The sequence below is a fragment of the Magnetospirillum sp. UT-4 genome (assembly GCF_902729435.1).
Lineage (GTDB): Bacteria > Pseudomonadota > Alphaproteobacteria > Rhodospirillales > Magnetospirillaceae > Magnetospirillum.
This window is the reverse complement of the sequence record NZ_CACVCG010000030.1, coordinates 17327-34074: the sequence shown is the minus strand read 5'-3', so window position 1 is coordinate 34074 and position 16748 is coordinate 17327. Positions and strand designations below refer to the sequence as shown.

Below are 16748 nucleotides of genomic sequence, written 5' to 3'. Positions count from 1 at the left end.
GGTTCGACGGGAGATACGGACGTGAAACTCAGCACAAAAGGTCGGTACGCGGTGATGGCGATGGTCGACCTCGCCAGCCATTCCCAGGGCAGCCCGGTGGCGTTGGCGGACATCGCCGAACGCCAGGAAATCTCGCTGTCCTATCTCGAACAGCTGTTCGGCAAGCTCAGGAAGGGCGGGCTGGTGAAAAGCGTGCGCGGTCCCGGCGGCGGCTATCTGCTGTCGCGGCCGGCGCCGCAGATGCGCATCTCGGACATCATCATGGCGGTGGACGAGCCGATCCAGACCACCCGCTGCTCGCCCGGCTCGCCGGCCGGCTGCCACAACAACAAGGGCCGCTGCCTGACCCACGATCTGTGGGAGGAACTGGGCAACCAGATCTACCTCTATCTGTCGTCGGTCTCGCTGCACGACGTCTGCGAACGCCGCATCCTGGGCAGTTCCGGGGTGTTCCACGGCGGCGCCGGATCGGTGGCCGCGCAATAAGGAGAGTTTCCGTGACCGGGGTCGCCTACCTCGACCATAACGCCGGGGTGCCGGCGCTGCCGCAGGTGGTCGCCGCCATGGCCGAGGTGCTGGCCGAGACCGGCAATCCCTCGGCGGTGCATGCCTTCGGCCGCCGCGCCCGCTCCCGCATCGAGGCGGCGCGGGCGGCGCTGGCCGAACTGGCCGGCGCCGATCCGGCGGCGGTGGTGTTCACCTCGGGCGGCACCGAGGCCAACGCCCTGGCGCTGCGCGGCTGCGGCCGCTCCCGGGTGCTGGTGTCGGCGGTCGAGCACGTCTCGGTCGGCGGCGCGGTGGCGGGGGCCGAGACCATCCCGGTGGACGGCGACGGCATCCTCGACCTCGCCGCCCTCGACCGCCTGCTGGCGGCCGATGATACCCCGGCGCTGGTGTCGGTCATGCTGGCCAACAACGAGACCGGGGTGATCCAGCCGGTGGCCGAGGCCGCCCGCATCGCCCATGCCCGCGGCGCCCTGGTCCATTGCGACGCCGCCCAGGCGCCGGGCCGGTTGTCGCTGGATTTGTCGGGTCTGGGTGTCGACTTCCTGACACTCAGTGCCCACAAGATGGGCGGACCGGCGGGAATCGGTGTTTTGATCGGTTCTAAGTCGGACATGGATCTGGCACCGATCTTGCTGGGAGGAGGGCAGGAACGGCGCCGGCGCGCCGGGACCGAGAATATCGCCGGCATCGTCGGCTTCGGTGTCGCCGCCACGCTCCAAATGGGCCGAATGGCGGCTGGCGGAAGCGGGGATGGGGATGCCATATTAGGAATGCGTAATCTTCGCGACCGCCTGGAGGCCGAGGCCATGGCCAGGGTGCCGGCGGCGGTGGTGGTGGGCAATCGGGCCGAGCGGCTGGCCAACACCTCGTGCCTGGCGCTGCCTGGGGTGCCGGCCCAGGTGCAGGTGATGGCGCTGGACCTGGAGGGCGTCATGGTCAGTGCCGGCGCCGCCTGCTCGTCGGGCAAGGTCGAGCCCAGCCGGGTGCTGGCCGCCATGGGATTGCCGCCCGAAGTGGCGGGATGCGCGGTGCGGGTCAGCCTGGGGCCGGCCAGCTCCGCCGCCGAGATCGAGGCCTTCCTGGCCGCCTGGGTCGCCCTGGCGCGGCGGAAGGGACTGGACGTGAGCGATGCGGCCGAGGCCGCGTGATGGAAAAAGGATCGAGAGGATGACCGCTGTCGCCAAGAGCAAGACCATCGGCCGTGGACCGGGCCAGCCGATCTACCTCGACTACCAGGCCACCACGCCCTGCGACCCGCGGGTGGTCGAGAAGATGCTGCCCTACCTGACCGAGAAGTTCGGCAACCCCCATTCGCGCACCCACCGCTACGGCTGGGAAGCCGAAGAGGCGGTGGAAGTGGCGCGCGAGCAGGTGGCCGCCATCATCGGCGCCGACCCCAAGGAGATCATCTTCACCTCGGGCGCCACCGAGTCCAACAACCTGGCGCTGAAGGGCGTCGCCCATTTCTACAAGGACAAGCGCGACCACGTCGTCACCGTGGTCACCGAACACAAATGCGTGCTCGACACCTGCCGCCATCTCGAGCAGGAAGGCTTCCGCGTCACCTATCTGCCGGTCGGCGCCAACGGGCTGATCGACCTGGCCGAGCTGGAGGCGGCGGTGACCGACAAGACCGCCATCGTCTCGGTGATGGGCGTCAACAACGAGATCGGGGTGATCCAGCCGCTGGCCGAGATCGGCGCCATCTGCCGCAAGAAGGGTGCCTTCTTCCACAGCGACTGCGCCCAGGCGGTGGGCAAGATCCCGCTCGACGTCAATGCCATGAACATCGACCTGATGAGCATTTCGGGCCACAAGATCTACGGTCCCAAGGGCATCGGTGCCCTGTACGTGCGCCGCCGGCCGCGCGTGCGCCTGGTGCCGCTGATCAATGGCGGCGGGCAGGAGCGCGGCATGCGCTCGGGCACCCTGGCGCCGTTCCTGTGCGCCGGCATCGGCGAGGCCTGCGCCATCGCTAAGGCCGAGATGGGGGCCGAATCCGAGCGGCTGCGCATGCTGCGCGACCGCCTGCTGAACGGGCTCAACGCCCGGCTCAAGGAAATCTACGTCAACGGCGACCTGGACCAGCGCATCCCCGGCAACATCAACATCTCCTTCGCCTTCGTCGAGGGCGAGGGGCTGATGATGGGGGTCAAGGACCTGGCGGTGTCGTCGGGCTCGGCCTGCACCTCGGCCTCGCTGGAGCCGTCCTACGTGCTGCGCGCGCTGGGGCTGGACGCCGAGATGGCCCACACCTCGCTCCGGTTCGGCATCGGCCGCTTCACCACCGAGGAGGACATCGACTACGCCATCGTCCATGTCGCCGAGGCGGTGGAGCACCTCCGGGCCATGAGCCCGCTGTGGGAGATGCACCTGGACGGCGTCGACATCAAGTCCATCCAGTGGGCGGAACATTGACCCCGTCATGGCCGGGCTTGACCCGGCCATCCAGATGGACCCCCGGGTCAAGCCCGGGGGTGACGGATAGGGGAAGCGGGAACTGAAGACATCCGGCCCTGGCCGGCACATGGTTTGGAGGACAAAATGGCTTACAGCGACAAGGTCGTCGACCATTACGAAAACCCGCGCAACGTCGGCGCGCTGGACAAGGAATCCAGCAATGTCGGCACCGGCCTGGTGGGCGCGCCCGCCTGCGGCGACGTGATGAAGCTGCAGATCAAGGTCAGCGCCGAGGGCATCATCGAGGACGCCAAGTTCAAGACCTTCGGCTGCGGCTCGGCCATCGCGTCGAGCTCGCTGGTGACCGAGTGGGTCAAGGGCAAGACCCTGGACGAGGCGGCCGCCATCAAGAACACCGAGATCGCCCACGAACTGGCCCTGCCGCCGGTCAAGATCCACTGTTCGGTGCTGGCCGAGGATGCTATCAAGGCCGCCATCGCCGATTACCGCAGGAAGGCAGGCCTGCCCGAGGACGAGGCCGAGAAGGCCGCGGGCTGACCGACAGCACAGGGGATTGGTCATGGACATGAAGACGCCGATCACGCTGACCGACGCCGCCGCCGAGCGGGTGCAGGCCATGCTCGCCAAGCGCGGCAAGCCCAGCGTCGGCATCCGCATCGGGGTGCGCACCAAGGGCTGCTCCGGGATGTCGTACACCCTGGAATTCGCCGACGAGAAGTCGCAGTTCGACGAGGTGGTCGAGCAGAAGGGCATCACCCTGCTGATCGACCCCAAGGCGGCCATGTTCATCTTCGGCACCGAGATGGACTGGGTCGAGGAGAAGATGCAGTCGGGCTTCGTCTTCCGCAATCCCAACGAGAAGGGACGCTGCGGCTGTGGCGAATCCTTCCACGTCTGAGCCGCTCATGAACGCGTCCGCCGTCGCCCAACTGGTGCCGTGCTGGTCCTGCAAGGGGCCGGTCGCCTCGCGCGCCCTGTTCTGCTCGGTGTGCGGGGCGGTGCAGGGGCCGGGGGCCATCGACCATTTCACCCGGCTCGGTCTCAGGCCCACCTTCGAGATCGACCAGGACGAGCTGGAGCGTCAGTATTTCGGCTTTCAGCGCCGCCTGCATCCCGACCGTTTCGCCGCCAAGTCGGCCAAGGAGCGGGCGCTGTCGCAAAGCCAGGCGACGGCGCTGAACGAGGCCTACGAGACGCTGAAGGACCCGCTCAAGCGTTCGGCCTACCTGCTCAGCCTGCTCGACCACCCGGTCGACCTCACCGCCTGCGGCACCATCAACGACCCGGTGCTGCTGATGGAGCAGATGGAGAAGCGCGAGGCCATCGCCGAGGCCGACACCCCCGATGCCATCACCCGCCTGTCGGCCGAGGCCGATACCGAGGTGCTGGCCTGCCAGTGCCACATCTCGGCCGCCTTCGCCGCAGGCGACCTGGACGAGGCGGCCCACCTCACCATCCGCCTCAAATACCTGGTCAAGCTGGCGGACGAGGCCCGCACCAGAAAGACGCGGATGACCCGCGCCATGCGGTAGCTGTTTCAGTAGCCTCATCCTGAGGAGCCCCCGAAGGGGGCGTCTCGAAGGACGAGGCGGTGGCACCCTGGGACGGGCCTCGCCCTTCGAGACGGCCCTCTCGGGCCTCCTCAGGACGAGGTCCGAATGCCGCCGACGGTAACAAGAAATTCGAAAGGGTAGAGTTCAAATGTCCGATGGTCTCGTCCTGCTCCAGCTTCACGAACCCGGCGAAACCCCGGCCCCGCACGAGAACGAGAAGGGCGCCGCGGTGGGTATCGACCTGGGGACCACCAATTCGGTGGTGGCCATCGCCTTCGAGGGCAGCGTCGAGGTGCTGCGCGGGGCCGACGGCAAGGCGCTGATCCCCTCGGTGGTGCATTACGGCGACGACGGCTCGGTGGTGGTCGGCGCCTCGGCGCGCGAGGCCATCCTCGACACCCCCGACCACGTGGTCTCCTCCATCAAGCGGCTGATGGGCCGCGGCATCGAGGACGTCAAGGCGCTGGCCGGCACCATGCCCTATGCGGTCGAGCCCAATCCCGAGGGCGGCATGGTCCGCCTCCGGGTGGCCGGGAAGGTGCTGACCCCGGTGGAGATTTCCGCCGACATCCTGCGCGCCATCAAGGCCCGCGCGGAGGAGGCGCTGCTGGGCAGGCACGTGGCCCGCGCCGTGGTCACCGTTCCCGCGTATTTCGACGACGCCGCCCGCACCGCCACCAAGGACGCCGCCCGCCTGGCCGAGATCGAGGTGCTGCGCCTGGTCAACGAGCCCACCGCGGCGGCTTTGGCCTATGGTCTGGAGAACTCGGTCGAAGGCCTTTACGCCGTCTACGACCTGGGCGGCGGCACCTTCGACATCTCCATCCTGAAGATGGAGAAGGGGGTGTTCCAGGTGAAGGCCACCGGCGGCGACGCCGTGCTGGGCGGCGACGACATCGACCACGCGGTGGCCGAGCATTTCCTGGCCGAGCGGGCCGGGGGGCTGGGCGAGCAGACCATCACCGCCGGCGAGGCCAAGCAGGCGCTGATGACCGCCCGCGTCGCCAAGGAATGCCTGACCAGCCGCGCCGACGGCGAATGGATGATCGAGGTCGACGGCAAGCCGTCGCGCCACGCCCTCGACAAGGCGGCGCTGGAGGCCCTGGCGGCCCCCTTCGTGGACCGCACCATCGACATCTGCCGCGCCGTGGTCGAGGATTCCGGCATTGCCGTGGCCGACATCCAGGGCGTGGTGCTGGTCGGCGGCTCCACCCGCATGCCGCTGGTGCGCCGCCGCGTCGCCGAGTTCTTCGGCCGGCCGCCGCTGTCCGACATCAACCCCGACGAGGTGGTGGCGGTGGGCGCGGCGCTGCAGGCCGAGGCGCTGACCGCCGGCTCCGACACCCTGCTGCTGGACGTCACCCCGCTGTCGCTGGGCATCGAGACCATGGGCGGCATCGTCGAGAAGGTGATTCCCCGCAACACCCCGATCCCGGTGGCCATGGCGCAGGAATTCACGACGTATCAGGACGGCCAGACCGCCATGTCCATCCACGTCGTCCAGGGCGAGCGCGAGATGGTGTCGCAGAACCGCTCGCTGGCCCGCTTCGTGCTGCGCGGCATCCCGCCCATGGCGGCCGGCGCCGGGCGCATCCGCGTCAGCTTCCAGGTCGATGCCGACGGCCTGCTCACCGTCTCGGCCCGCGAGATGACCACCGGTACCGAGGCCAATGTGGCGGTCAAGCCGTCCTACGGCCTGTCCGAGGACGAGATGGCCGACATGCTGCGCGACTCGCTGGTCAACGCCCGGGCCGACATGGACCAGCGCCTGCTCACCGAGGCGGTGGTCGAGGCCAGACGTTCGGTGCTGGCGGTGCGCTCGGCCCTGGGCGTCGACGGCGACCTGCTGTCGGCGGACGAGCGCAAGGCGGTGGACGCCGCCGTGGCGGCCGTCGAGGCGGCCTGCGCCGGTTCCGACCGCGACGCCGTCAACGTCGCCGTCGAGGACCTGGAGCAGGCCACCAAGGCCTTCGCCGAGCGGCGCATGGACCGAGGCATCCGCCAGGCGCTGGCCGGGGTTTCGGTGGACCGCCTTGACGATGCCCTGGGGGGCGAGTAGGGAAGAGCGCAACCCGCTCCCGGGACAAGGACAAGGATACGGCAAATGCCCAAGATGACGTTCATCGCACCCGACGGTAACCGCCTTGAGGTCGAGGCCCCCGAGGGGCTGTCGGTGCTGGAAATCGCCCACCGCAACAAGATCGACCTGGAAGGCGCCTGCGAAGGCTCGCTGGCCTGTTCCACCTGCCACATCGTGGTGGCGCCGGAATGGTACGACAAGCTGGCCGCCGCCTCGGACGACGAAGAGGACATGCTGGACCTGGCCTTCGGGCTGACCTCCACCTCGCGGCTGGGCTGCCAGATCATCATGAAGCCCGAGCTGGACGGCCTGGTGGTCACCCTGCCGTCGGCCACCCGCAACATGATGGTGGACAAGAAGTGATGAAATGGGCCGACATCCAGGACATCGCCATCGCGCTGGAGGAGGCCCATCCCGACGCCGACACCATCAATCTGCGGTTCACCGACCTGCATCGCTGGGTCTGCGCGCTGCCGGACTTCGACGACGACCCCGCCAAGTCGAACGAGAAGATCCTCGAGGCCATCCAGATGGCCTGGATCGATGAACGCGACTAGGCTTTAGGTATGATGGAAGTCCAAAGGGGCGTCTTCGGGCGCCCCTTTTTTGTTGGTGCTACATTTGTAGTGAAAACCGCAGTACTTGATGTATCGAGCGCCCGTTGACTATTCTCTGCCCGGTTCGATTCGGGGGGTGATGGTGCAGGGGGACAGGGACAACGGAGCAGTCGAGGCGCCGGCACAGAAGCGCCCGTGGCACGCGCGCCGGTCGGCGGCGGCCCTGGTCCTGGTGCTGGCCCTGGCGCAGGGCGGCGAAAGCTGGCTGGCCTATCGCAACTCGATCGAGGAAACCGAAGCCCAGCTGGCGGAGCGCACGCTGTCTTCGGCCCGCCAGGTGGAGGCCAGCCTGCGTTCGGTCGAGAGCGTGCTGCACGACACCGCCGTCACCTTCGGACCGGGGCGGCCGGCGGTCGGCAATGCGGTGGTGGAACGCTTCCGCGGCCGCATCCGCGCCATGCCCGAACTGGTGGATCTCATCGTCGTCGGCAGTGACGGCCGCATCGTGGCGCCCAACCTGACCGATGGGCCGGCCCCCGGCACCGATGTCGGCGACCGTGATTACTTCCGCATCCAGCGGGACGCATTTCCGCGCGAGGCACTGCATATCGGCACCCCGGTCATCAGCCGCGTCGTCGGCCGGCCGCTGCTTCCGGCGAGTTTGCCCTTCGCCGATCCCCTCGGCGGCTTCGGCGGCGTGGTCGCTGCCGGCACCAATCCCGAGCATTTCGACCAGATCATGGAATCGATCACCCACGCCACGGGGGCCAGCGCCGCCCTGATGCGCCTGGACGGCACCGTGCTGTCGCGCTACCCCGACCCGCGCGAGCATCGCGGCAAGCGGTCGGTGGTCGATCTTCCCGGGGTGCTCAGGCCGGGCCAGCTCACCTTCCTGCGGCTCGACGAAGGGTTCGATGGTGCCGCCCGCTTCGTCGGCCTTCGCCTGGTCGGGTCGTATCCCCTGGTGGTGTCGAGCACCGTCCTGGTCCACGACGCCCTGGCGGAATGGCGGTCGCGGACGTGGATGGCCGCCTCCATCTTCGGCCTGCTCGCGGCCGTCGTCTCCATGCTGGCCCATATCGCCGACCGGCGCGAAATGGCGCGCATGGGCCTGTTGGGGCGGCTGATCGCCCACCGTATCCGGCTCGAGGAGGAGGTGGCGGACCGCACCCGCCACCTGGAGGCGGCACGGGCCGAGGCGCAGCGCCACGGCAAGCGGCTGGACCTGGTGCTGAAGGGGGCCAATGACGGCTGGTGGGACTGGGACCTGGGCACCGACGAGGTCTATTGCTCGCCGCGCTTCTGGAGCATGCTGGGCTTCTCCCCGGAAGCGCGCGAGGCCAATGCCGCCATCCTGAAGGAATACATCCATCCCGATGATGTCGTGCGGGTCGAAGGCGCCATCAACCAGGCCCTGACCGGCGCGCAGCAGGGGTTCGAGACCGAGTACCGGCTGCGTCATCGCGACGGCCATTACCTGCCGGTGCTGTCGCGGGCCTACGTGCTGCGCGACGAATTCGGCCGCGCGGTGCGGGTGTCCGGGTCCAACATGGACCTCACCGAACGCAGGCACGCCGAGGAGGCTGTCCATTCCAGCGAGGAGAAGCTGCGCGCCCTGTTCGATATGGCGCCCGTCGGCATCGCCCGCAATACCATGGACGGCCGCTTTCAGGAGGCCAACGGCGCCTTCCTGCGCATCGTCGGCTACGATATCGAGCGCCTCAACACCCTCAGCTACTGGGACCTGACGCCGGCCAGCTATGCCGACGAGGAGGCCCGGCAGCTGGCGTCGCTGAACAGCGTCGGCGCCTACGGCCCCTACGAGAAGGAGTACATCCACAGCTCGGGCCGGCGGGTGCCGGTGCGGCTGCAGGGCGTGCTGATCGAGGACAGCAACGGCGAGCGCTACATCTGGTCCATCGTCGAGGACGTCTCGGAGCGCCGGGCCGCCGAGCAGGCGCTGGTGGAGAAGTCCCAGGAGCTGGCCCGCTCCAACGACGACCTGGAGCAGTTCGCCTATGTCGCCAGCCACGACCTGCGCGAGCCCCTGCGCATGGTCAATTCCTACGTCTCGCTGCTGGAGCGGCGCTACGCCGACAAGCTGGATGCTGAAGGGCGCGAGTTCATCGCCTTCGCCCGCGACGGCGCCATCCGGCTGGACCGGCTGGTGCTCGACCTGCTCGATTACTCGCGGGTCAAGCGCCAGGGCGGCGATCTGGTTCCGGTCGCCGCCGACGAGGCGATGACCAGCGCTCTCGATACCCTGCACGAGGTGGCGTCCGGAGTCGGCGCCGAGGTGGTGGTGGAGGGGCCGCTGCCCCAGGTCATGGCGGCGCCCATCCAGCTGCAGCGCCTGTTCCAGAACCTGATCGGCAATGCCCTCAAGTACCGGGCCGCGGACCGCCCGCCGCGCATCACCGTGACGGTCGCGCGCGAGCCGGACGGAATGTGGCGCTTCACCGTGGCCGATAACGGCATCGGCATCGAGCCCCACTATTTCGAGCGCATCTTCGGCATCTTCCAACGCCTGCACACCCGCGACCAGTACGAGGGGACGGGCATCGGCCTGGCGCTGTGCCGCTCCATCGTCGAGCATCACGGCGGCCGCCTCTGGGTGGAATCCGAACCCGGAGCGGGCTCGCGCTTCCACTTCACCCTGAAGGGCGCCGACGCCGCCGCGTGACGGTGGCCGGGCAATCGGGTTAAGGATATGGGCATCGCCCCTCAAGACCGTCATCCCCGCGAAGGCGGGGATCCATGGTGACGCGGCGACTCACTGAAAATAAAGGCATTTTGGCGGACACATGGATTCCCGCTTGCGCGGGAATGACGACCTTGTCATTGGACGATTTTTCTTCATCCGATTGCCCTGGTGACGGTGGACTCCGGCCGCCGGGACCGCATATACCGGGCCATGACCAGGGACATCCCACAGGGCCGCCTCCCACAGGGCCGCCTCCCACAGGGCCGTATCGTCGTCGCCATGTCCGGCGGCGTCGATTCCTCCGCCACGGCCGCTTTGCTGCAGGAGCAAGGATGGGAGGTGGTGGGGGTGACGCTGCAGCTCTACGACCACGGCGGCGCCGCCGGCCGCTCCAACACCTGCTGCGCCGGCAAGGACATCGCCGACGCCCGCCGGGTCGCCGAGGCGCTGGGCATTCCCCATTACGTGATCGACATGGAGGCGGCGTTCCGGGCCGCGGTGATCGATCCCTTCGCCCAATCCTACCTGGCCGGCGAGACGCCGATTCCTTGCGTGCTGTGCAATCAGACCGTCAAGTTCCGCGACCTGATGGCGGTGGCCCGCGACCTCGGCGCCGCCGCCCTGGCCACCGGCCATTACGTCCGCCGCGCCGATGGCGCCGACGGGCCGCAACTGCTGAAGGGCGTCGACCCCGCCCGCGACCAGAGCTATTTCCTGTTCGCCACCACCCGCGAGCAGGTGGACTACCTGCGCTTCCCCCTCGGCGGCATGGCGGGCAAGGACGAGACCCGCGCCATCGCCGCCCGCTTCGGCCTGCCGGTGGCGGCCAAGCCGGACAGCCAGGACATCTGCTTCGTGCCCGACGGCGATTATGCCGGGCTGGTGGAGCGGCTTCATCCCGGCGCCATGGCGGCGGGCGACATCGTCGATGGGGCGGGGCGGGTGCTGGGGCGTCATTCCGGCATCGCCCGCTTCACCATCGGCCAGCGCAAGGGCCTGGGCGTCGGCGGTGGCGGCGAGCCGCTCTACGTGGTGGGGCTGGAGGCGGCCACCTCCCGGGTGGTGGTGGGGCCGCGCAGCGCCCTGGGCCGGACCCGCATCGCCCTGCGCGGGGTCAACTGGCTGGGCGTGGACGCTGCCGGGCCGCAGCCGGTCGCGGTCAAGGTGCGCTCCACGCGCCCGGCCATGCCGGCGACCGTCACCCTCGGCCCCGGATCGAGTGCGGCGGTGGTTCTGGAGGCGCCCGAGGACGGCGTGGCGCCGGGCCAGGCCTGCGTGTTCTATGGCGGCGAACGGGTGCTGGGCGGCGGCTGGATCGTGTCGGCCGAATGAGCCTCGCCGTCGCGGCATGAACCGACCCATGGGTCGGTTCATTGGCCGGAGGGGGCTACGCGGCGGCCAGTGCCTCTTCCACCGCCAGCACCGCGAAATTGTGCGAATCGCCGGCGAAATGCAGGATGCGGGTGACCGGGTCGTCGCCCGGCAGGGCCAGCAGCGCGCGGGCCTCGTCGTTGCAGACGCCGCAACGGGTCAGCGCGCGCACGTAGATCTCGTTCACGTCGATGGAACAGCCACGGGACGCGGCGCTGGACAGGGCACCCTCGATGAGGGCGCGGATACGTTCGGCGGGATTACGGGTGCTCACGGATTTCACTCCTCGTCCGGCCTGGTTCGGCCGGTATGGCATCGGACGCCGCCTGTTCGGGTCATGCCGCCCGATTGCACCCAGCATATGGCCGCCCTGGTTAAGGCCCGGTTGATTTTTTCGCAAGTGCAAAAATCGCATGGCGTCCGGCGGCGATTGCCTGCAATATGCGCACGACGCAGCCTTGCACAAAATTTCCTCTCCTGCTGGAGGCCTGCCGCTCGTGTCGCCATCTGATGCCCTCTCGCCGCATATCGCCTGGGTGTTGATGGCCAGCTTCCTGGTGGCCCTCATGCAGGCCGGGTTCACCTGCCTGGAAAGCGGCTTCGTCAGGGCCAAGAACTCCATCAACGTCGCCATCAAGAACCTGGTGGATTTCTGCATCTCCAGCATCCTGTTCACCCTGTTCGGCTACCAGCTGATGTACGGAGCCAGCGTCGGCGGCTGGTTCGGCCTGCCGGTCCTGGTCCGCTACGAGGGGATGAACCCGGGCGACATCACCTATTTCATCTTCCAGCTGATGTTCTGCGGCACCGCGGCGACCATCATCTCGGGCGCGGTGTCCGAGCGCATGCGCTTCGTCGGCTATGCCCTGGTGACGGTGGTGACCGCCGGCGTGATCTATCCGCTGGTCGGGCACTGGGTCTGGAACGGCGCCGCCCAGGGCACGCTTCAGGGCTGGCTGGGGCGGATGGGGTTCGTCGATTTCGCCGGCTCGACGGTGGTGCACAGCGTCGGCGGCTGGGTGTCGCTGGCCGCCGTTCTGGTGATCGGGCCACGGCTGGGGCGCTTCGGCCCCACCGGCCACCGCATCGAGGGCCACAACCTGCCCATGTCGGTGCTGGGCGTGTTCCTGCTGTGGTTCGGCTTCTTCGGCTTCAACGCCGGCTCCACCCTGGCGCTCAACCAGGAGGTTCCGCTGATCGTCGCCAATACCGCGCTGGCCGGGGCGGCCGGCGGCATGGCCGGCCTGGGGCTGAGCTGGTGGGGGCGCAAGCATCCGACGGTGGACGGCATCGTCAACGGCGTGATCGCCGGCCTGGTGGCCATCTGCGCCTCGTGCAACGCGGTCGGCGAGCTGGACAGCATCGCCATCGGGCTGGTCGCCGGCCTGCTGGCGGTGGTGGGCATCTGGGTGCTCGAGCTGGTTGAGGTGGACGACGTCATGGGGGTGGTGCCGGCCCATCTATTTGCCGGCATCTGGGGCACCCTGGCCTTCGCCCTGTTCGCCGACCCGGCCCGGCTGCCGGCGGGCGACCGCTTCGCCCAGTTCGGGGTGCAGGCGCTGGGGGTGGTGGCGGTCGGGCTGTTCGTCCTGCCGCTATGCTGGGGGCTGTTCCGGCTGATCGATCGCTGGATGCCGTTCCGGGTCACCCCGGAGCAGGAGCGGATCGGCCTCAACGTCGCCGAGCACAACGCCACCACCTCGATCCTGGAACTGGTCACACAGATGGACTGGCAGGCCCGCACCGGCGATTTCTCGCGCAAGGTGGCGGTCGAGCTGGAGACCGAGGCGGCCGAGATCGCGCGGTACTACAACGCCGTGCTCGACAAGTTCATGGTCGAGACCGAACGGCGGCAGCAGGCGCTGGAGCGCCTCAACCAGCTCGCCACCACCGACCCGCTGACCGGCCTGCCCAACCGGCGCGCCTTCTTCGATCAGGTCCGGCGCGGACTGGCCGCCGCCCGCCGCACCGGGCGGGACGGCGCGGTGATGTACCTGGACCTGGACGGGTTCAAGGCGGTCAACGACAGCATGGGCCACGAGGCCGGCGACGCCCTGCTGCGCCAGGTGGCGGCCAGGCTGTCCAAGGTGCTGCGCGAGACCGACATGCTGGCCCGCCTGGGCGGCGACGAATTCGCCCTGCTGCTGGCCGAGATCCACGCCCCGGCGGATGCCGAGCACGTGGCGGAGAAGCTGGTCGAGGTGCTGCACGAGCCGTTCGATCTGCCGCAGGGGACGGCACTGATCGGCGTGTCGGTCGGTGTCGCCATGTTCGGCCAGGGGGATCCGCACGACGACGTCGAGGCGGTGGTCAAGCGCGCCGATCACGCCATGTACGATGCCAAGCTGGCCGGCAAGGGCACTTGGCGGTTCGGCGTCCCGGCGTGAGCGGTCACCGGGTCGGCCGGCGCACCACGCAGAACCAGTATTCCTCGAGATTGTGGATGGCGGTGAACAGGTCGCCGGCGTCCACCGGCTTGGTGATGTAGCCGGACGCCCCCAGGCTGTACGAGGACACCACGTCGCGCTCGACATCCGAGGTGGTCAGCACCACCACCGGGATGGATGCCAGCTCGGGATGCGCCTTCATCGCCGCCAGCACCTCGCGCCCGTTCATCTGCGGCATGTTGAGGTCCAGCAGGATGAGGTCCGGTGTCGGTTCATCGACATGGGGCGGCTCGCGGCGGAGGCGCGCCATCGCCTCGCGGCCGTTGACGGCGACCCGGGTGTTGCACACGAAGCGGCCCTCGCCGATGGCCAGGCGGATCAGCTCGACGTCGCCGGGCTCGTCGTCGACGATGAGAATCTCAAACATTGGGGCCGATGCTGCGGGCAAGGGGGTCACTCCGGCGGCGGGTAAAGGACGATGCGGACGAGGGTGCCGCCAGATGGGGCGGCCTCGATGGTGACGGTCCCACCGGCAGCTTCCACGATTCGGCGGGTCAAGGCCAGTCCGATTCCGGTTCCGTCGCACCCAGGCTCGTTATGCAGGCGCTCGAAGACGCGGAACACCCGCTCGCGGAATTCCGGCGCGATGCCGGGGCCGTTATCGGCCACGGTGATGATGGTGCGGCCGTCGGGGGCAGCCTGGGCCGCCACTTCGATCACCGGCGGGACGCCGGGCGAGGCATGCTGGATGGCGTTCTCCACCAAAGCGGCGAGAACGTCGACCAGACGGGCGCGATCCATCCTGGCCATGGCGTCAAGGGAGTCACCGCGGATGGTCGCGCCGGAGGTGCGGATCTGGCCTTCCAGCCGTTCCAGCGCCAGATCCAGCGCGCGCCGGACGTGGCAGGCCTGGGCCGCAGCCGGCAACTGGGCCACCGACAGGTAGAGCTGGACGTCGCGCAGCAGCGCCCGCTGGCGGGCGGCGCCGCGCACCACGTGGTCCAGCGCCCGGGCGGCATCCTCGGTCAAGGCCTCTCCGAGCAGGGTCTTTAGCCGGCTGGCGAAGGCGTGCTGCAGCCGCACCGGTTCCTGCAGGTGATGGGCCAGCACCTCGGTGAACTGGGCGAGGTCGCGGTTCTGCTGCTCGACCGCGGCGCGGGTCGCCACCAGTTCCCCCTCGCGCACCCGCAGGCGGCGCTCGATGGCCTGCTGGCGGACCGCCAGCAGATAGAGCATGGCCGAGCCCGCCAGGATCAAGAGGGTGCCGGCAAGGCCGCCGGCCATCAGCAACTGATGTTCAATGCCGTGGGTGGCGGCCAGCGAAGCGGCCGGGCGGGCGACGGAGACCGCCAGGGGATAGTCCTGTACCTGCCGGAATGCCCGGATGCGCTCGACGCCGTCGATGGGGCTGGGACCGGCGGCGGTGCCCTCGGGCTCGGACCAGAAGCGGTCGAACCCGGCCACCGCCGAGAAGTCCTGCCCGACCATGCGGTCGGCGCCGGCGGCGCGGGCGCGCACGATACCGTCGCGGCCCGGCACGACGATGGTGCTGTCGCTGCCAAGGTCGATCTTGCTGTAGATGTCGGTGATGTAGTCGGGGTTGAGCGAGACCACCATGACGCCGGCGAAGCCGCCGTCCTTGTGGTTGATGCGGCGGGCGAGCTGGATCGACCATTTGCCCGAGGCGCGGCCCAGCACCGGTTTGCTGATGAACAATCGGCCGCTGTCGCTCTCGACATGGGCGCTAAAGTGCTCGCGGTCGGCGAGGTTGATGGGCTTGTCCGGCGGCGGCCGGCCGGCAGTGGAATCCTGCAGAAGGCCGTCCGCCGAGATGATCCCCACCTGCACCGACAGGCCCTTGAGGATCGGGCTGCGCGCCACCTGGGTGCGCAGGTCGAAGGCCTGCGGGTTCTCCTCGTATTCCGCCTTGAGATGCATCACCACCTGGTCGAGGCCGCGGACGACGCTGCGGGTATGGGCCTCGAGCAGGCGGGCGTAGTTGATCAGCTCCAGGCGGTAGGCGGCTTCGCGCAGCGCCGCGGAACGGCGGTCCTGGTCCATCACGCCGGCCCACAGAAGGGCGACCAGCAGCATCCCGAAGACCGGTATGGACAGCCGCTGCACCAGCCAGGTCCGGGTCACGTTCCGCCTCCGGGAGGGGGGAGTGGCCCTGCACGAATGTGCGAGCTTCACTCGACCTTTGTCATACCTAACAAGTTTTGCTGTCAGGTACAACGGACAACCACGCGGGGAGACCCGGCGGCCCGGAATCACAACGGCCACGCCTTCGGGAAAGGCGTGGCCGTTGGGAATGGTAGCGGGAGAGGGACTTGAACCCCCGACCCCAGGATTATGATGCCTTGAAATATCACGTAGTCTCAAGACGCTAGGGCTTCCGTGCGCCATGCGTGCGCCGGCTGGTCGGTGGTGGTGGCGCACCCGGGCGAGCGGGTGGGCGTGGGCAACGTCTCGAACATGGGCGGCCTAGCCTATCCGAACCAGGTTCGGCCCTCACTGTCGCTTCCGCGAGGCTCCACCTCCGACCCGCCCGGCAGTCCCGCCGCCCAGCAGGTGGCGCGGGCCATCCGCAACCTGATGAACCAGGGCAAGCGCGTGCTGATCGCCGATGCCGCCAAGGCGGTGCCGGGGGTCAAGGACGCCAACGACATTCTGAAGGGGGGAGCATGAACGCCATCGTTCCATTCGATTTCGAGGGCCAGGCGGTGCGGGTGGTGCCCGACAACGCCGGCCTGCCGTGGTTCGTGGCGGCCGATGTGTGCCGGTGTTTGGAGATTGGGAACAGCCGGGATGCCATCAGTCGGCTAGACGATGACGAGAAGGGTGTCGCCAATACCGACACCCTTGGCGGCGCGCAGAAGATGGCGATCGTCTCCGAGCCCGGCGTCTACCGCCTGGTGTTCACCTCCCGCAAGCCGTCGGCCGAGCGGTTCAAGCGCTGGCTGGCCCACGACGTGCTGCCCACCATCCGCCGCACCGGCGGCTATCCGGCCGCCGCGCCGGCCATGGACCTGCCCGCCGATCTGCGCGTGCAGGTGGAGATGGTGCGCGAGGCCCGCCTGACCTTTGGCCGCAGCGCGGCGCAGCGCTTGTGGCATGTGCTGGCCCTGCCGGCCGTCGATACCCGACCCCCGGCCCTGCCCGGTCCCG

At 68.9% G+C, this 16748-nt stretch carries 16 protein-coding genes and 1 pseudogene; 14 read left to right on the top strand and 3 right to left on the bottom strand.

The genetic code is table 11. The annotated features are described in order from the left end of the window. The first annotated feature begins 21 nt into the window (after positions 1-21). The 11 genes from MTBUT4_RS02030 to mnmA all read left to right on the top strand — a co-directional run bounded on the left by MTBUT4_RS02030 (position 22) and on the right by mnmA (position 11154). Positions 22-486, top strand: a complete 465-nt coding sequence (locus MTBUT4_RS02030) for an Rrf2 family transcriptional regulator (RefSeq protein ID WP_173977996.1) — start codon at positions 22-24, stop codon at positions 484-486. A gap of 11 nt (positions 487-497) precedes the next feature. Then, positions 498-1655, top strand: a complete 1158-nt coding sequence (locus MTBUT4_RS02025; RefSeq protein ID WP_173977995.1) for a cysteine desulfurase family protein — start codon at positions 498-500, stop codon at positions 1653-1655. A 19-nt stretch (positions 1656-1674) separates the two neighbouring features. Further along, complete coding sequence (locus tag MTBUT4_RS02020; protein WP_173977994.1) at positions 1675-2925, top strand: IscS subfamily cysteine desulfurase; 1251 nt, start codon at positions 1675-1677, stop codon at positions 2923-2925. A gap of 126 nt (positions 2926-3051) precedes the next feature. Further along, entirely contained in the window at positions 3052-3465 is a 414-nt protein-coding gene (iscU, locus tag MTBUT4_RS02015) for a Fe-S cluster assembly scaffold IscU (RefSeq protein WP_173977993.1), read from the top strand. Between the two features lie 22 nt (positions 3466-3487). After that, positions 3488-3826: an iron-sulfur cluster assembly accessory protein gene (locus MTBUT4_RS02010; RefSeq protein WP_173977992.1), complete on the top strand. Its 339-nt coding sequence runs from the start codon at positions 3488-3490 to the stop codon at positions 3824-3826. Positions 3827-3833: 7 nt separating this feature from the next. Further along, the gene (gene hscB, locus MTBUT4_RS02005) at positions 3834-4460 is read left to right on the top strand and encodes a Fe-S protein assembly co-chaperone HscB (protein ID WP_173977991.1); all 627 of its coding nucleotides are present in this window, start codon (positions 3834-3836) and stop codon (positions 4458-4460) included. Positions 4461-4629: 169 nt separating this feature from the next. Continuing rightward, positions 4630-6540, top strand: coding sequence for a Fe-S protein assembly chaperone HscA (gene hscA / locus MTBUT4_RS02000; protein WP_173977990.1), 1911 nt, complete (start codon positions 4630-4632; stop codon positions 6538-6540). 45 nt (positions 6541-6585) lie between these two features. After that, positions 6586-6924 (top strand): ferredoxin family 2Fe-2S iron-sulfur cluster binding protein, encoded by a 339-nt coding sequence (locus MTBUT4_RS01995; RefSeq protein WP_173977989.1) that lies wholly within the window; start codon positions 6586-6588, stop codon positions 6922-6924. After that, positions 6924-7118 (top strand): Fe-S cluster assembly protein IscX, encoded by a 195-nt coding sequence (gene iscX, locus MTBUT4_RS01990; RefSeq protein ID WP_173977988.1) that lies wholly within the window; start codon positions 6924-6926, stop codon positions 7116-7118. Before MTBUT4_RS01995 ends, iscX begins: the two co-directional genes overlap by 1 nt. Positions 7119-7260: 142 nt before the next feature. Further along, positions 7261-9801, top strand: a complete 2541-nt coding sequence (locus MTBUT4_RS01985) for a sensor histidine kinase (protein ID WP_173977987.1) — start codon at positions 7261-7263, stop codon at positions 9799-9801. Positions 9802-10032: 231 nt separating this feature from the next. Further along, positions 10033-11154, top strand: coding sequence for a tRNA 2-thiouridine(34) synthase MnmA (gene mnmA, locus MTBUT4_RS01980; RefSeq protein WP_173977986.1), 1122 nt, complete (start codon positions 10033-10035; stop codon positions 11152-11154). A gap of 55 nt (positions 11155-11209) precedes the next feature. Here mnmA and MTBUT4_RS01975 read toward each other — a convergent pair whose 3' ends face one another. Further along, positions 11210-11467 (bottom strand): hypothetical protein, encoded by a 258-nt coding sequence (locus MTBUT4_RS01975; protein ID WP_173977985.1) that lies wholly within the window; start codon positions 11465-11467, stop codon positions 11210-11212. A gap of 223 nt (positions 11468-11690) precedes the next feature. Between MTBUT4_RS01975 and amt the strand changes: the two genes are divergently transcribed. Next, complete coding sequence (amt, locus tag MTBUT4_RS01970) at positions 11691-13580, top strand: ammonium transporter (RefSeq protein WP_173977984.1); 1890 nt, start codon at positions 11691-11693, stop codon at positions 13578-13580. 4 nt (positions 13581-13584) lie between these two features. Here amt and MTBUT4_RS01965 read toward each other — a convergent pair whose 3' ends face one another. After that, entirely contained in the window at positions 13585-14007 is a 423-nt protein-coding gene (locus MTBUT4_RS01965; protein WP_173977983.1) for a response regulator, read from the bottom strand. A 26-nt stretch (positions 14008-14033) separates the two neighbouring features. Then, positions 14034-15722 carry an ATP-binding protein gene (locus MTBUT4_RS01960; RefSeq protein WP_173977982.1) on the bottom strand — a complete coding sequence of 563 codons (1689 nt, stop codon included), beginning with the start codon at positions 15720-15722 and terminating at the stop codon, positions 14034-14036. A 255-nt stretch (positions 15723-15977) separates the two neighbouring features. Between MTBUT4_RS01960 and MTBUT4_RS01955 the strand changes: the two genes are divergently transcribed. Both MTBUT4_RS01955 and MTBUT4_RS19390 read left to right on the top strand, forming a co-directional pair. Continuing rightward, complete coding sequence (locus tag MTBUT4_RS01955; protein WP_173977981.1) at positions 15978-16268, top strand: hypothetical protein; 291 nt, start codon at positions 15978-15980, stop codon at positions 16266-16268. Next, positions 16265-16549: pseudogene (locus MTBUT4_RS19390) on the top strand (Bro-N domain-containing protein); the annotation flags it as partial. The gene MTBUT4_RS01955 and the pseudogene MTBUT4_RS19390, both read left to right, overlap by 4 nt. Positions 16550-16748 lie beyond the last annotated feature (199 nt).

Bases quoted from the DNA above. Each gene is read 5' to 3' on its own strand.
- MTBUT4_RS02020 (WP_173977994.1), top strand. From the start codon at position 1,675: ATGACCGCTGTCGCCAAGAGCAAGACCATCGGCCGTGGACCGGGCCAG.
- iscU (WP_173977993.1), top strand. From the start codon at position 3,052: ATGGCTTACAGCGACAAGGTCGTCGACCATTACGAAAACCCGCGCAAC.
- MTBUT4_RS02010 (WP_173977992.1), top strand. From the start codon at position 3,488: ATGGACATGAAGACGCCGATCACGCTGACCGACGCCGCCGCCGAGCGG.
- hscB (WP_173977991.1), top strand. From the start codon at position 3,834: ATGAACGCGTCCGCCGTCGCCCAACTGGTGCCGTGCTGGTCCTGCAAG.
- hscA (WP_173977990.1), top strand. From the start codon at position 4,630: ATGTCCGATGGTCTCGTCCTGCTCCAGCTTCACGAACCCGGCGAAACC.
- MTBUT4_RS01995 (WP_173977989.1), top strand. From the start codon at position 6,586: ATGCCCAAGATGACGTTCATCGCACCCGACGGTAACCGCCTTGAGGTC.
- iscX (WP_173977988.1), top strand. From the start codon at position 6,924: ATGAAATGGGCCGACATCCAGGACATCGCCATCGCGCTGGAGGAGGCC.
- mnmA (WP_173977986.1), top strand. From the start codon at position 10,033: ATGACCAGGGACATCCCACAGGGCCGCCTCCCACAGGGCCGCCTCCCA.
- MTBUT4_RS01965 (WP_173977983.1), bottom strand. From the start codon at position 14,007: ATGTTTGAGATTCTCATCGTCGACGACGAGCCCGGCGACGTCGAGCTG.